Annotated in this window: 8 protein-coding genes; 2 read left to right on the forward strand and 6 right to left on the reverse strand. The window is 39.7% G+C overall.

The genetic code is table 11. From position 1 onward, the window contains the following. Window positions 1-76: 76 nt before the first annotated feature. Window positions 77-2,545 carry a PIG-L family deacetylase gene (locus tag AC1DNH_RS09225; RefSeq protein ID WP_477625330.1) on the reverse strand — a complete coding sequence of 823 codons (2,469 nt, stop codon included), beginning with the start codon at window positions 2,543-2,545 and terminating at the stop codon, window positions 77-79. A gap of 415 nt (window positions 2,546-2,960) precedes the next feature. Between AC1DNH_RS09225 and AC1DNH_RS09230 the strand changes: the two genes are divergently transcribed. Beyond that, window positions 2,961-4,298 (forward strand): sigma-54-dependent transcriptional regulator, encoded by a 1,338-nt coding sequence (locus tag AC1DNH_RS09230; protein ID WP_477582010.1) that lies wholly within the window; start codon window positions 2,961-2,963, stop codon window positions 4,296-4,298. A gap of 259 nt (window positions 4,299-4,557) precedes the next feature. Here AC1DNH_RS09230 and AC1DNH_RS09235 read toward each other — a convergent pair whose 3' ends face one another. Beyond that, window positions 4,558-5,010: a substrate-binding domain-containing protein gene (locus tag AC1DNH_RS09235; protein ID WP_029275832.1), complete on the reverse strand. Its 453-nt coding sequence runs from the start codon at window positions 5,008-5,010 to the stop codon at window positions 4,558-4,560. A gap of 46 nt (window positions 5,011-5,056) precedes the next feature. Here AC1DNH_RS09235 and AC1DNH_RS09240 point away from each other — a divergent pair, with 46 nt between their 5' ends. Further along, window positions 5,057-6,691 carry an ABC transporter substrate-binding protein gene (locus tag AC1DNH_RS09240; protein ID WP_477625331.1) on the forward strand — a complete coding sequence of 545 codons (1,635 nt, stop codon included), beginning with the start codon at window positions 5,057-5,059 and terminating at the stop codon, window positions 6,689-6,691. Between the two features lie 42 nt (window positions 6,692-6,733). Here the strand turns inward: AC1DNH_RS09240 and AC1DNH_RS09245 are convergent, their stop codons facing one another. The 4 genes from AC1DNH_RS09245 to AC1DNH_RS09260 form a co-directional block, all read right to left on the reverse strand. Continuing rightward, on the reverse strand, window positions 6,734-8,818 hold the full coding sequence (locus AC1DNH_RS09245) for a S9 family peptidase (RefSeq protein ID WP_477582715.1): 2,085 nt from the start codon (window positions 8,816-8,818) through the stop codon (window positions 6,734-6,736). An 85-nt stretch (window positions 8,819-8,903) separates the two neighbouring features. After that, window positions 8,904-10,340: a SusD/RagB family nutrient-binding outer membrane lipoprotein gene (locus AC1DNH_RS09250; protein WP_477582713.1), complete on the reverse strand. Its 1,437-nt coding sequence runs from the start codon at window positions 10,338-10,340 to the stop codon at window positions 8,904-8,906. A gap of 11 nt (window positions 10,341-10,351) precedes the next feature. Next, window positions 10,352-13,486, reverse strand: coding sequence for a SusC/RagA family TonB-linked outer membrane protein (locus AC1DNH_RS09255; protein WP_477625332.1), 3,135 nt, complete (start codon window positions 13,484-13,486; stop codon window positions 10,352-10,354). A gap of 320 nt (window positions 13,487-13,806) precedes the next feature. Beyond that, window positions 13,807-16,239, reverse strand: coding sequence for a TonB-dependent receptor (locus AC1DNH_RS09260; protein ID WP_477625333.1), 2,433 nt, complete (start codon window positions 16,237-16,239; stop codon window positions 13,807-13,809). Window positions 16,240-16,366: the final 127 nt, after the last annotated feature.

The raw sequence follows: 16,366 nt of genomic DNA on the forward strand, positions 1-16,366 counted from the left end.
TAAAATACAATCTGAAATACCAGCGCCAAAGCGAGTAAAATATACCAGGTATTCCAGTTTTTGAATTGATTTTTCATCACTTCCCAGCCGATAAAAAGTTAAAGAACAATCTGGCTGCGCCAACATTTCCGGCAGGCAATTGCCTGAAAAATGCTAATGGTGTATAAATAAAATTCCCTTTGCCATATTTTGCATACAGGGTCGATCCTTGAAGCGGTTCTTCATCGGTATCGTGCATCTCGAAAAGCGGTTCGTACTTAGCATCCCATTTATCAGGGAAATAAGCACCGCGCTCCTGCACCCATCCTTTAAAATCGTCAGCAGTAATTTTATTTGGGTAGTTTAACAGTTTATGTTCAGGTTTTAAAAATTTAACTTCTGCATTTTCTTCGGTCACCCTTTTACCACTGATGCTAAACGGATAAACACCAAAATCCTGTAGCGCCATATCTTGGGTGGTATTGTACTGCATCACAATGGTTCCACCGTTTTCTACGTAACCGCGCAAAGCAGTTTGCCAGTTTTTAATTCTTTTTTCGGTATTGATTACCCTTACTCCTGTTACCACGGCATCGTAACTTGCCAGTTTTGCTGAGTTCAGGATATCTGCTTCTGTTAATACATCAACCTGCAAACCTGCCTGTCTTAAAAACTCAGGGATCAGATCTCCAGCCCCTTCAATATACCCAACTTTTTTCGCCAGCACCTTTGTATCTCCTTTAATCAACCAGGTTGTGGCCGGAACAAAATACTGTAGTGTTGGCAAATGAGGATACTGAATTAATACCTGTCCTTTTGAATATTCATTCGCTTCTGATGAAAAAACAGCTTCTAATTTATTCTGGCTGGTTTTAATTTTGGCTAAATCTTCAACCGGAAGAAGAAAATTCATCGTATTGATGGTATTCTCTGCCAGGTTAATCCCCTGGAAGGTTTTCACTACCTGGTTGCCGATCTTGAAACTTATCTTACCATAATTGATGTTCTTATTGGCCTTCAAACGAAGGCTAACATTTAAAGCTTCTTTTTCTTTAGCGAAATAAACTGGCTCGCTAAAACTTAAATCGAGAGCGGGAATGATCCTCAGTGCTTCTACAACATCACCTTTAACAGGATCTAATTTTTTATACGATAAAGGCAATCTGATTTTAAATTTTTCCGCCTCTATTTTCAGCGACAACAGCACATTAACAGGCGATTGCATTTCTGGAAGCCCGATTAAAGTATCGTTAGCTACGCTGAATGTTGCCGCATCTTTTGCAGGCTTGGCTAACCAATAAGGTTCAGTAAGTGCCGCGTCTGCCGGAATCTGGATTTTACGTTCAATGGTAATCAGCGAGTCGTTAGCAAGCTTTCTATTTAAATTATCTGTCTGGTTTAACCAGTTCACACCTTCAATAATAACAGGGGTGGCCGATCTTGAAATTAAGTTTAAACGAAAATTATAACTATTGCCGGCAATTGCTTCGGGTTGATTGGTTACCACCTCACCCATAAAACCTATACTGCTTAAAATGATGTTATCGATAGCCGCAAGCTTATCTTTTCTCAAGGCTGCATCCTGCAATTCGGCAATTTTCTTTCTCAGCATCAACAATCCGTGCAGGCTCTTATCGGGTTGGTTATAATTGAAAGATAACAGGATAATATCGATTAGTTCATCAATATCGCCTATACCTTTGTCTGACCAGTTAAGGCTTAAGCCATCGAACAAAGTTCTTTTAGCAGGATCGCCTAAAACATTTGTAAAATAATCGGAACGTACACCGGCCACCGATTGTGTTCCTGCTCCCTGGCTTTTGTGTAAACTTCGGCTTAATCCTGCCAGCTCACCATAACCCATTCCCAATTGTGCGTCGTATTGCCCAACAGTTGCCTTTAATTGATTTTCGGCTGTGGTATTTACTGAACCAAACCTAAAAGTGTTCCACAATAGTCTTTTTGGTTGCCAAACAGATACATATTTAAGCTGGTTTGGAAACATATTTTTATCAGCAGCAGCCTTAAATGCTTTTTCCGCCACAACCGCCGAAGCAGCATGCTGACCGTGACCCGCAGCAGCAGTTGGCGGGAAACGACAGATAATTACATCCGGCCTAAATTTTCTGATCACCCAAACCACATCGGCGGTAATGCTATCGGCATCCCACTGTTTAAAAGTATCGTTGGTATTTTTAGAGAATCCGAAATCGATTGCCCTGGTGAAAAATTGTTGCGCACCGTCCAATCTACGGGCTTCCAAAAGTTCGTGTGTTCTGATCAGGCCTAAGGCTGCACCTTGTTCGGTGCCCAAAAGGTTTTGTCCGCCGTCTCCCCTGGTAAGCGACAAATAAGCTGTTTCTACGTTTTGATCGTTGATTAACCAAGATAATAAACCAGTATTCTCATCATCGGGGTGAGCAGCCAGATATAAAACTTTCGGAAGGTGTTTTAACGTTTTTATCTCTCTATAAATTTCAGAAGATCTGGCTGGGCGTACTTGTTGGGCAGCACAAAAAACTGCTGGAAAGCAAAATATGAATATTGCGGTTAGTCTCTTAAACATAGAATTTGTTTTGCAAAAACCAAATATGCTCAAAAAGCTTTTACTTTAATGCTTCGGAAACGAAAAAGGTACAAAATAAGTCCGGAGTTGGAAGTCTGGAGTCGGGAGACCAAAGCTTAAAGACCAAAGATAACCATACATTTGTCAGTCTGAGCGTAGTCGAAGACCTTACTCGGTTTTACGAAAAATCATTTAATCTCAACCAGTGGTCTATGTCTCCACAGGTCACTCCTTTCTTTTCTAAATCCAATTTAGCAATATTTATCCTTTCGTTCTGTGAGGACACAGACCGAGGAAAAAGGAGTTGGGAGTCTGGAGTCGGAAGCCTGAAGTTTAAAAACCAAAGTTGTTTATTTTATCCACCTCATCATCTTTCGATATTTTTATACTTAATATTGCAGCATAAATTTTACCTATGAATGGCATGGTGCTCATCATCGATGATGAAAAGAAAATCTGCAGTTTACTTTCCAGGATTATAGAATTAGAAGGATTTAAGACCTTACAAGCCAATACTGGAAAAGAAGGCCTTAAATTGCTTAAAAATAACGATGTCAGCATTGTAATCAGCGATGTTAAACTACCTGATGTTAATGGAGTAGCGCTGGTTAAAGATGTCAAAGCCATAAAATCTTATGTCGAAATTATAAATCTTACTGCTTACGGCACCATTGCCGATGGCGTTTTGGCAATTAAAAACGGGGCATTCGATTATCTGGTAAAAGGCGATGATAACGACAAGATTATTCCGCTTTTGTACAAGGCGATGGATAAATCAAATCTGCAGCGCAGGGTTTCCGATCTGGAAAACAAAATTGCTAAAAAACACAGCTTCGAAACCATAATCGGTCAATCAAAAGCTTTAAAGGAAGCGATTGATCTGGCCAAGAAAGTAAGTGCAACCGATACAACTGTTTTGTTATTGGGCGAAACTGGAACTGGAAAGGAAGTTTTCGCTCAATCTATCCATTACGAAAGCCCTAGGGCAGCAAAACCATTTGTGGCCTTAAATTGCAGTGGCTTTAGCCCTGATTTACTGGAAAGCGAACTCTTCGGATACAAAGCCGGGGCTTTTACTGGGGCCAATAAAGACAAGAAAGGCCTGTTGGAAGAAGCTAATGGTGGCACATTATTACTGGATGAAATCGGCGAGATGAACCTCGATTTACAGGCAAAGCTATTGCGTGTACTCGAAAGTCAGACTTTTATCAAAGTAGGCGATACCCAAACGCAACAGGTAAATGTTCGGATATTAGCCGCCACAAATAAAAATTTAAAAGCCGATGCAACTTCTGGAAAATTCCGCTCCGATCTTTATTATCGGCTTTCGGTTTTCACCATTACCTTACCACCGTTACGCGATCGGAAAGCCGACATCCCTGCATTGGCAAAACACTACTTAAAAGAATTTGCAGATAAAGTAAACCGATCAGCACCAAAAATGGATGATAAAATTTTATCAATATTGAGCGATCATAGCTGGAAAGGAAATATCCGGGAACTTAAAAATGTGATCGAACGTTTGGTAATCCTGTCGGATGGAGATACCTTAAGCGCTACCGCCTTACCTCCCGAATTTTTTGAATTTGCACCAATAGAAAATGATTATAATCTACAACAGATAGAAAAGCAACACATTCAAAAAGTACTCATCCATACCAAAGGGAATAAAACAGAAACCTCGCGATTACTGGGGATTGGTTTAACCACACTTTACCGTAAAATAGAAGAATACCAGATTAAGGAAATTTAAAGGCTGGAAGGTGGAGGGCCGGAAGGTAAAAGTTGGAAAGTTAAAAGGTTGCAAGTCTAATCATCGCAATAAGATTAGGCCAACAAGCGTTGAATTGCCTATCGTCTCAAACGATTAAATCGTATTACTATTTATGCACTCGTTTGGAAACGAGCGCAAGCATTGAAAAAGTTAGAGAGTTGAAAGGTTTTAAGTGCAACGGCCAGTCTCCCATCAACCGTCTCACATCTCATATCTAGTCTCTCAAATCTCACATTCCCTATGCGCCAAATCTGATCCATTTATCACCTTCGTGACCAAAGATAAAAGAACCCGGGTGTAACATTTCGGCGATATCTTCTATTAGCGAGACGGCATTTTCAGCAGTTCTTTCGCGGTTAACATCGTCATTTAATAAAATGATTCTGTTGTTTTGTACCGCTTGCCAATCGGTATTTAATGCCGCAGGTACTTCTCTCATTAAATCGGTTAAAGTTTTACCCGGCTGATAGTAAATAATAAAAACAGCGCTTAGTATGTCAGTCGCTATCATTCCACCTGCCAGCGAAATTTCTTCCGATAAAAAATATTCCGGATTGTTGCTCGTATCTAAGCAGGCTACAGGCATTTTATCCATAAACTTAATCTTGTGCTCCACTAAATCTAAACGTTCCTGTAATTCTTCTTGGTGAGCAGCATCGAGGCCGATAAATAAATCGTTTAAAAAAGACATCTGCATTAAATTTATTAATTTGTGCAAAAATAACATTCCTGATCGCATGCGAGGCTCATTTAATTATATATTTTGGTTTTTTTGTGTAAGCTTATTCTTTTCTTGTAAGGAAAATGCTGATCATCAGGACAAAAAAGTCTTCAATATTAATCTCGATCAGGGTTTAACCTCTATTGATCCGGCCTTTGCGCGCAACCAGAATGCCATCTGGATGACCAACCAGATTTTTAATGGTTTGGTACAGATCGATTCATCCTTGCAAACACTGCCCTGCATAGCCAAAAGCTGGCAGGTTTCGGAAGATGCTTTAACTTACACTTTTAACCTGCGTAAGGATGTTTACTTTCATGATGATCCTATTTTTAAAAATGGCAAAGGCCGAAAAGTAACCGCAAGTGATTTTGTATATAGTTTTTATCGTTTAATCGATCCAAAGGTCGCCTCATCGGGCGGGTGGATTTTTAGTGATAAAGTGAAGGATAAGCATAATTTTATCGCGTTAAATGATTCTACTTTCCAGATCAAACTGGTGCGTCCTTTCCCACCCTTTATGAGTTTACTTACTACACAATACTGCTCTGTTGTACCCAAAGAAGTTGTAGAACATTATGGTAAGGATTTCAGAAGTCATCCTGTTGGCACCGGCCCTTTTAAATTTAAATACTGGAAAGAAGGTGAAATATTAGTGCTTTTAAAAAACGAGCATTATTTTGAAAAAGACGCCAAAGGAATGGCATTACCCTACCTTGATGCTGTAAAAGCCAGCTTCATCACCGATAAACAAAGTGGTTTCATGAGTTTCCTGAAAAAGGACCTGGATTTCTACTATAATGTTGACGGCAGTTACCGCGACGATATCCTGACCAAAAGCGGAAAAATGACCTCGAAGTACAAAGGAAAATTTACCTTAACCAAAAGCCCATACTTATGTACCGAGTATGTAGGTATATTGGTTGATACCAATCTTTCAATTGTGAAGAAATCGCCATTGCGCTTAAAAAAAATCAGGCAGGCCATTAATTATTCAATCGATCGCGACAGATTGATTAAATACCTAAGAAATGGCATTGGCATAGCGGCAACATCTGGTTTCATTCCTAAAGGCATGCCTGGTTTTGATAGCCTCGCTGTAAAGGGATATGCCTATAACCCAAAACTTGCTGCTAAACTTTTAGAGGAAGCTGGTTTCCCAGAAGGTAAAGGTATGGGAGAAGTAACCCTAAATACAACGACAACCTACAAAGACCTGATCGAATTTATTCAGGGCGAGCTTACTGCCGTAGGTATTAAAGTTAAAATTGATGTAAGCCCAAGTGCCAGCTTAAGGGATTTAATGTCGAAAAACAGCGTAAACTTTTTCCGTGGCTCCTGGCTGGCCGATTATGGCGATGGAGAGAATTTCCTTTCTATGTTTTATTCAAAAAATAAAGTCCCTTATGGACCAAATTACACTGCTTTTTACAATAAAGAATTCGATCAGCTGTTTGAGAAAAGCTATTATGAAACCGATAACGAAAAACGCTTTGAGCTGTATCGCAAAATGGATCAGATGGTAATGGATTATGCTCCTGTTGTTCCGCTTTTCTACGATCAATCTGTAGTGATGCTTCAGAACAACATTTCAGGTTATTCCTTTAATCCACAGAGTTTAATGATTTTGAAACGGATAAAAAAGAAATAGAAAAATCGTCAACTAAACGTTGTCTTCAACAAGCAACCATTGCTACTTCTTATCCATTAACTTCCTTTTAAGAAAATCGGCCGTTGCTTCACTCACCTTTAACCCGTTAGAAAATTTCATCCAATGATGGGTATCATCAGGAATGGCCAGAAATTCAAAATCAAACTTCTTATCTTCAAAACGCTTGGCAAGGTCAACACTCTGAGTAAAAGCAACATTCCTATCATCATCAGCATGTATAATCAATGTTGGCGATGTCCACGTGTTGATATAACTCACCGGAGATGATGATGTGGCTATCCTGGCGGCCAGTGCAGCATCTGGGGCAGGCTCCTTTCCTTCGGTTCCTGGATTACTAAACCTATAATTTACGCCATGGATATCTACCCCAGCTGCAAACAATTTAGAATCTTTTCCAAGTGCCAGCGCAGTTAAGTAGCCACCATATGAACCTCCATAAATGCCGATTTTATTTTTATTGATATCCTTCTGATTCGCTAACCATTCGCCTGCAGCCTTTATATCCTGATATTCTGCTGCTCCTTGTGGCCCGGCATTTAAAGGTTTATGAAAATCAAAACCATAACCAGTACCCAAACGGTAATTTACAGATAAAACCGTAAACCCCATATTTACCAGGTACTGGTTTAAAGCATAATCAATTGAATAATAATCCATCGGGTTCCAACCCAAAAACATTTGCCGTTGAGGGCCACCATGAACATATACGATTGCTGACTTGTTTTTATCTGCTTTTTTTGGAGAAAACAATTGTCCATATACAGTATGGCCATCGGGTGCCTTAAAATTTACATGTTTTGGAATTACCATTTCTTTGATGGGAAAATCGTTAGGAATAAGTGATTCGCCGATGAGTTTAACTGCCTTTTTATCATTTAACACAGCTGGTAAAAGCGGCCGTTCTGCTGTAGAACTTAAACAGAAAAAAGTACGGTTATCTCCCGAAATTACAGGATAGGCTTCAATACCTTTGCCAAAACTCAATGCCTCCACGTTTGCCTTATTTACTGCTACTTTGTAAATATGCCTCCTATCTAAATCATCTGCTTCGTTACCTGTGTTTGCTGCAAAAACCAATGTCTTTTTATCGTTGCTCAGTTTAACGTTTTCAACAGCAAAATTACCCGGGGTAAGCAATAAACGGCCTGATCCATCAGGATTAATAGTATACAAGTGCGGCCAACCGTCCTCATATGAAGTGAATATTATCTTACCATCGGCCCATTGCAAATTGGCACCACCATCAATTGAAGGATAAGAACCCCTGATCGTTTCGGGAGCTTTCCAGATCTGTTTTCCTTCTCCAGAATTTACGTTAACCGTCCAGATAGCCCAGGGCTGATGTTTTCGCGTTAAAACCGAATCCGTTTCTATACCTGTTCCTGCTGTGCGGATAAAAGCAATCGCATTGCCGTCTGGTGACCAAACCGGTGCATTATCTTTAGAAAAAGATTGTGATAACCACTGTATCGCCGTTTGCTGATCGGTATAAATACCTATAAAAGAATGATCTGTGCGGTTGGAAACAAACACAATCTTCTTCCCATCCGGCGACCATTTGTAACCTGAGTTGATGCCTTTTGCGTAAAACAGGTTTTTTGCCGGAAACGATCCATCAATCGGGGCAACCATCACCTGACCTGCTTTGCTAAACAGCACCTGTTCACTGTTTGGTGAAATAATGGGATTATCGCCTTCACCTATTGCAATAACTTTTCCACCGCCAAAAGGCACAGCAAACACCTGTATTTTTGGTGCAATTGGAGATGAATTTGCGTTAACCGGTCCGCCATCTCTTCCACCATGATCGCCGCCACGTACAAATACAATCCATTTGCCATTTGCAGAAATAGATAAACTGGTTAATTCTTGCCCATCATCATCATTATAATCTGTATTTTTTATTGCTTTATAATCAGGCGCTTCAGCAGTATAAATGTTTCTTTTTCCCTGTTCATTTGCGGCCCAAGCTATTTTAGAGCCAACGGGCGAGGCTACCAATTGTGTGGGGAAAGGATAACTTAAAACTGATTTCAGTGTAAAGTTCTGTGCAAAAATTTTAGCGGCAGATATTAGTATGAGCAGTATAAGCAGCGATTTTTTCATTACTTGATATTGAGCGGATAAATTATAAAAAAAAGCCCTAACCGATGTGCAGTTAGGACTCTGATTATTGTTTTTTATAAGAATGTTACTGATCCCACCACAGTTTGGTTGTTCTTGCCACATCTGCCGGAACATTTGCCCCGTTTTTACTGCGTTCGCCCTGTGGATAATCCAAACGACGGATAAAGGTTGGAAGCGCAGCGTTGGCCGGCATACCGAAATCCTTGTACTTGTAATCGAAACGGCGGGCGTCATTCCAGGCCTCAGGATTTAAATAGGTTGCAATGTATTTCTCTTTAAAAATAAGATCTTTTGTTAAAGCCGCAGCACCAACATTAACAACAGGATTGGCCAGATAAGCATCTCTTGCAGTTGTCGAAACCAAAAGTTTATCCATATTAGCACTAATACCAGCCAAATAAGCTGCATAGGCTTTCGTTTTATCGGTATCAAAATAAGCTTCAGCTTCGATAAATTTCAGCTCAGCATAAGTAACAATAAGTATTGGAGCAGTATTGCTGGTCCATGGAGAGTTACTAGAAATATAACACTCATCTTTTGTGGTGTTTGCACCAGGCAATCTGTTACCTGCCCCATTTACGGTTCCGATGTAAGTATTATTCACCGTTTTATCAGTTATCTTTTCCAAGCGCGGATCTACCACACCTGGAAAAGTTGTACCTTTTAGCGCATCGATCAACTGTTCAGAAAGCCATCCACCAAGCGATTGTTGCGAATTGGATAGTGCCACATTGGCCCATGGGTTACGTTCTTTAAAAGTAGCCATTCCGGCATCATCCGCATTTGCCGTAAAGGAATTACTCAGTGCTTCCAATACTGCTGTAGGATTATAAGAACTTGTTTTACTTATTTTGTTCAATAATCTGGCTTTTAAACCATAAGCCATTTTCAACCAGTTTGCCCTTTCAGTGGCAGGAGTTTTCCCATAAATTAAATCGCTTGTAGGGGCCAGTTTAACTGTTGCATTGGTTTTGGCAAGTTCAACAATGGCTTCATCCAATAGTACTATGGCTTGGTTATATACCTCCTGTTGTTTATCATATTTTGGCTTAAGGTTGTTAATGTCGAAAGCTTGCGAAAACGGAGCATCTCCCCATAAATCATTTACCAAGGTAAGGTTATAGGCAATAATCACATCGGCTACACCTTTATACTCGCTGGAGCTTTGTGCAACTGCCAGTTTTTTCATTTCGTTAGCATCGGCCATGGCAAAATAAAGCGCATCCCAGGTGGTAGTAAAATCAATTGCCTGGTAGGTATCTCCGGCCGCATTGGCTGAAGGATTGGCGGTATATTGCACATAGGGGGCAACAATGCTTCCGACAAGGAAATTGTTATTTCCGATTTTGTAAGTTGACGTTGCCAACAATGCATTGAGTGTTGGCGTTGGAACCTGATTAGGATTATCAGACAATTTATCAAAATAATCGTCTTTACAACTCTGCAAACCTAGTGTTGCAATTAAAGCTGCGCACCATGTATATTTTATAATCTTTTGCATCGTAATTCTATTTAAAAACCAACATTAAGTGTAAACATAATTGTACGGGCAGATGGATACGTAAATCCGGCAGAGCCATCATTATTACTACCCGAATCGAAAGAACTCGATTCTGGATCTACACCATAATATTTCGTCCATAACCATAAATTATTTCCGGTAACGGATAGTGAAGCATTTTTGATTGATTTTGCAGGCAACCAGTTCTCCGGTAAATTATACGTTAAACTTGCAGAACGTAAACGTACCCATGAGGCATCGCTTACAAAAGGCTCAGAAACGTTTCGGTAGTAAATGCGGTAATACCCTTCGCCATAATCAACCCCGTCCGGTCCGATCCGCTGCCCCATGTAAACAGGCTTGGCGTTTGGTTGTCCATTGGCCAAAAGGCCGTCAAACACCCGTACTGTTCTTCTATCTGCTGTATAATCAGGCAATCCAAAGGCCGAATAAAAATCTTCTAACCAGTTGTATTTCTCAAATCCTAAACGCGCATCAAACAATACATTTAAACTGAAATTTTTGTATTTGAAAGTATTGCCCATACCAATGATATAGTTTGGCTGCGAATTACCCAGTAATTTTTGCTTGCCGCCTGAAATGCTCGGGAATCCGTTTGCTCCAATCAGCAATGGAAGATCTTTATCCAGTACAATCGGATCTTCTGGCGTACTTCCATAATAACGGTTAAAATAGCTGCCATAAATATTGCCATATGGCTGTCCCTGGATCAGTTTCATCGTTACTCCCGCATTGCCATAACCTCTTGCCGCACCGTAAACAATTTCCGATATTCCGTTAGGCATACTCAATACCATATTTCTGTTGGCCGAAAAATTAACATTTACATCCCACCTGAAATCTTTTGATACAATTGGTTTACCATTCAATACCAACTCAACTCCCCTGTTCCTGATATCGCCTGCATTGATTGATTTGGTTACATAACCTACTGCCGAAGAAATCTGCGTTTGAATGATCTGATCTTTGCTTAATGAATAATAGTAAGTAAAATCGAATCCTAAACGGTTTTTAAAGAACGACATCTCTAAACCAGCCTCGTAGGTATTGGTAAATTCGGGACGAATATCGGGATTACCAAGGTTTGGAGCAATGGTTAAACCACCTGTTCCGGTTGGCAGCGAAGTATAAGGCGAATATCCGGTAAAGGTAGAATACTCAGATGCATCCTTTCCGATCCTTGCATAAGACAAACGCAACTTGGCCTGATTAATGACGGCAGGCAACTTAAATTGATCAGAAAACACATAACTTAAACTTGCTGAAGGATAGAAAAACGACCTGTTTGCTTTTGGCAGCGTAGAAGTGATGTCATTTCTTCCGGTTACGGTTAAGAAAAGGTAATTTTTGTAATCAAAAGTCGCTTCTCCAAAATAACCGATCAGTCTTTTTTGTCGCAGGGTTTGTGTTGGGGTAAGTACACCTGCATTAGCCAGATTAAAGAAATTGTACACACCGAGGATACTGCCCAAAGTACCGATCTCCTTCGATTTACGGTCGTAAAGCTCTTGCCCAAGCCTTAAAGTCCCGGTAATATCATCTGTTAGTTTAGAGGTAAGTGTGGCAACGATAGTGCTGTTAATGGTTCTAAACTTGGTATTGTATTCACCATAATAACCCTGAGCATTATCGTACATGGCTTCAGTAGCATACATCGGTCCGCGGGCAGTTCGCACACGGTTGTCATTATATGTATCTACACCTAAACGGTAAGAAAAATTAAGCCACTTTGCGGGATCATAACTTAGGCTTGCCCCACCGATAAACCGGTTAACATCACCTTTAAGCCTGTTGTTTGCTGTACCCCAGATTGGATTATTGGTACCGAAGTATTTTTGCGAACCATCTGCATTCTGATAATCTGCCACATCATAACGCGGCGACCAATAGGCCAAACTTTCGCCAAAACGGTCTGCACTATAACTATATCCGCCAGAATTGGTGAAATTCATATTTACAGCGGCCTTAAATTTTGGACTGATGGTAAAGTCTGTATTTAAACGTCCCGAGAAGTTTTTGTTATCGGTATTTGGCATCATTCCTTTTTGGTACAACTGCGAAACAGAAGAGAAAAATTTAATCGCTTCACTTCCTCCGGTAACCGAAATCGAATTTTTAACCTGCTGACCTTTACCAAAAGCACGGTCGTAGTTATTAAACAATTGATCAGGGTGAGTCGGATCGATCAGTTTCGCTTCGGCAATGGTTGGCCCCCATGCCGGTCCAATTCCGCCCGGAGGGTTGGTATAAACGCCCAACACGCCTTGGGTATATTCTGTTTGTACATCCGGCGATTTCAACACTTCATCATAGCCGTAACTACTGTTGAAATTAACGCTAACGCCATTTTGCTTACCTCTTTTAGTGGTAATTACCACAACACCATTTGCACCTCTTAATCCATAAAGCGCGGTAGCGGCACCTCCCTTTAAAATATTGATGGTTTCAATATCCTCTGGATTGATATCTGAAGCCCTATTGGTTACCCCTCTTGAACCATATGCGGTTCCATCGGGATTAGCCCCGACTGTAGAGGTAGAGTTATCAATCTGCACTCCATCTATTACATATAAAGGATCGCCAGAAATGTTAGGGTCAATAGAGTTAACTCCCCTGATCCGGATACTTGCTCCCTGGCCCGGGCCACCGCCAGTGCTTGAAATTGTTGCACCTGCAACCTTACCTTGTAATGCATTAAGCAAGTTAGGCTGGTGATTATAATTCAGGTCTTCGGATTTTACAGATTGTGCAGCATAACCTAAAGATTTAGCCTGTCGGGTAATTCCCAGTGCGGTTGAAATGGTTACTTCCTGTAGTTCCTGTGCATCCGCAGCCAGCCCTATATTAACTGTGGTTTTACTGCCAACAGTAATTTCCTGTGTTTTATACCCAATAAGACTGATTACCAGTACAGCGTTAGTTGATGGCACCTGAATGGTAAAGCTACCATTGGTATCGGTGGAAGTACCTGTTGTACTGCCCTTGATTTTTACACTTGCTCCGGGTAATGGACCTCCATCATCAACAGCGGTTATTTTTCCTGTTATTGTTTTTACCTGTGCCATTGTGGATAGGCCAATCAGTAAAATAAAAAGAAAAAAAAGTGAGGTAAAGATTTTTCTCATATCACAATTGTTTAGTTTAGGGGATTTTAGTTATATGCAATATAACATTTTTAGCACCAAAAACACGCACAAAACATGATCAATAAGGCTGTATTTCGTGCAAAATTTTACACAAACACCCTTCATCCTGCAAAATATCGCAAAAAACATCAACAAAAAACGCATAAACCGACTTATAAGCTAATTATGCAAGAATATTACTACTTAAAAATTGGTTAGCGTAGCTTTAACGCTTTTACAGAAAAGAAATGGAGACATGAAAGAAAAAAAGCCCTTCCGAAAGAAATCGAAAAGGCTTAAAATGTATGTTAAATTGGGTTTTACTGCTGAACGCCACCGCCCATGCCACCTCCTTGTTGCTGATCTTGCTTTACATCGTCGTTTTTGATTTTTTTMTTTTCTGTAAATTTAAGTTTACCGAAAGAATAACTAAAGTTAACACCAAAAGAACGCAGCGGATAGTAGATATTTTGGCTCTGAAAAACTGTTCCAGTAGGTGTAATAGAGTTATTTACAGTTTGGATGTGAAGATCTTTTGTGAAAGGGTTCAAAGTATTTACACCAATTGACCCTTTTTTGTTTAAGATATCTTTCTTGAATGATGCACCATAAAAGATCATCGCATCTGTTTTACCCTGATACGTTCTTCTTGGAGAATTTACTACACCGAATAATTCAAAATTATAACCTTTACCAAAACCATATGCAGAACGGGCAAAAATATTATAGTTTACAAAAGTACCCGTATTAAAATTGGCTACCTTGTTATCCACTTCATAAGTATTTAATCCAAAGTTACTCATCAAAGTCCATTTTGGTTTAGGGTTGTATGAGCCAAAGACATTGAAACCGTAAGTTTGGCCAGTACCCACATTAATGTAAGTGGTTAATGGTGTATTGGCAGCAGTTGTAGTAAGTGAACTTTCGATTATCCCTCCTGTACGGCGGTAAAACACTGATGCATTAATTACCGATCCTTTTATAAAGGTACTGTAGCCCAACTCTAAGTTATCACTTAATTCAGGATTTAAATATGGATTTCCCTGCTGTAAGTTAATTGGGTTACTATCGTTAAGGAAAGGATTTAAATAGTTTTGACCAGGTCTTTGTAAACGACGGTTATAACTCAGTTTTAATGTTGCATTTCCTTTTAAGGTTTGAGATATGATTGCACTAGGGAATAAATTCAAATAATCATTCTTCTGAATTCCGTTAGCCTTAGTGTTAAAACTTATTGTAGTATATTCCGTTCTTAAACCACCTTTAAACTTTAATTTTTTGGTTAAGTTGAAGCTAATTACACCATAAGCTGCGGCAACATCTTGATTATAATCAAAGTCTTGTGACGAAAAATCGAACTGGCTTCTAATTTTACGAAAAATACCTTTTGCGCCAACTTCTAAGGTTGTTGATTTAGAAAATGGATACGTATAATCAGTTTGAACAGTGTACTCATTATTTTTACTGGTATTATTTCTTTCAGTAGTTACTCCTGTTAAAGAATCCTGAGGAATAAGCGTATTACTAAACCTTTGCGGCGTACGGCCGGTAGATAGCTGCGCAGAAATAGAAAACTCTTCACCTTCTTTTTTAGAGGTCTTTTTATAATCGACATTCCAATCCATATTACTGAATGTCATATCCATATCGCTGATATTTCTTTGACGAATACTATTATAAATAAAATCCGATTCACCTGGACCTCCATTTGAAAAACGGTTAAACTTTACATTAGAGCTAATGTTGTTATATGCATTAAAATCATAATCAACACCTAAACTACCATTTAAGCCATCTCTGCTCCATTTTGAGAAACCGTCTTGTGATAAATTGTTAACACCCCCATTATTTAGTTTGGTGTTGTTAACGATGACAACCCTCGAATTCTGAGCGTATGCAAAATTTCCTCCTAATGAAGTATTAACACTTAAACGGCCCGTTTTTGCAGTTAAGTTAAATGCACCGTTGTTCTGACGTGTACCTGCAGAAGCATTTACCGAACCACTTACGCCTTGTGCATTAGATTTTTTAGTAATAATATTGATGATACCTCCAGAACCTTCTGCATCATATTTAGCTGATGGACTGGTAATTACCTCCACACTTTTAATCTGCTCTGCAGGGATCATTTTTAAAGCATCAGCAACGCTGCTGGCCATAGTACCGGAAGGCTTGCCATTAATTAAAACGCGTACCGCGCCACCACGCAACTGCACGTTGCCATTAATATCAACCGATAACATCGGCACCTTACGCATTACATCAGTTGCATCACCGCCAGCGTTTGTACCATCTGCTTCTGCGTTATAAACCATTCTATCGATTTTATTTTCGATAACCGCTTTTGTTCCCTGAACCTGCACATCTGCCAGCGTATTTTCGCTTGATGAAATATAAATTGTACCTATATTATTATCGGGTTTGGATGGCGTGGTGGTAACCAAAACAGATTTTGTTTTGTAGCCCATAAAACCGATCATTAGCTTATAAGAATCAGGCGATACATTTTGTAAGCTTAATTTCCCCTTTCCATCGGTTACACCACCGTTTACAGATTTGTTATCTTTTGCAGTAACCAACGATACCGTTGCGTAGTCAATTGGTTTTTTAGTTAGTGAATCGAGTATAATTGCGGTAATACGTCCGGTAACGGTAGATTTTTTTGGTCCTCCACCCAAGCCGCCGCCAGTAAACTGGGCATGCGCGGTAAAAAATAATCCAAGGATGAAGGTAAGTAGTAGAAGTTTTTTCATGTTAAGAGTTAGTCTTTTGTAATTAGTCTACGCAAATTGCATTTTGTTACAATTATAAGCTATACTTTTTACACTAACTCTATCAATTTGTCGGCAAACACTACGCTTTTATCGGTAAAAGGAATTA

This window comes from Pedobacter sp. 01N310 (assembly GCF_056399805.1).

Excerpts from the sequence above, each read along its gene's own strand:
- AC1DNH_RS09230 (WP_477582010.1), top strand. The coding sequence starts at position 2,961 with ATGAATGGCATGGTGCTCATCATCGATGATGAAAAGAAAATCTGCAGT.
- AC1DNH_RS09250 (WP_477582713.1), bottom strand. The coding sequence starts at position 10,340 with ATGCAAAAGATTATAAAATATACATGGTGCGCAGCTTTAATTGCAACA.
- AC1DNH_RS09255 (WP_477625332.1), bottom strand. The coding sequence starts at position 13,486 with ATGAGAAAAATCTTTACCTCACTTTTTTTTCTTTTTATTTTACTGATT.
- AC1DNH_RS09245 (WP_477582715.1), bottom strand. The coding sequence starts at position 8,818 with ATGAAAAAATCGCTGCTTATACTGCTCATACTAATATCTGCCGCTAAA.
- AC1DNH_RS09225 (WP_477625330.1), bottom strand. The coding sequence starts at position 2,545 with ATGTTTAAGAGACTAACCGCAATATTCATATTTTGCTTTCCAGCAGTT.
- AC1DNH_RS09240 (WP_477625331.1), top strand. The coding sequence starts at position 5,057 with ATGCGAGGCTCATTTAATTATATATTTTGGTTTTTTTGTGTAAGCTTA.
- AC1DNH_RS09235 (WP_029275832.1), bottom strand. The coding sequence starts at position 5,010 with ATGTCTTTTTTAAACGATTTATTTATCGGCCTCGATGCTGCTCACCAA.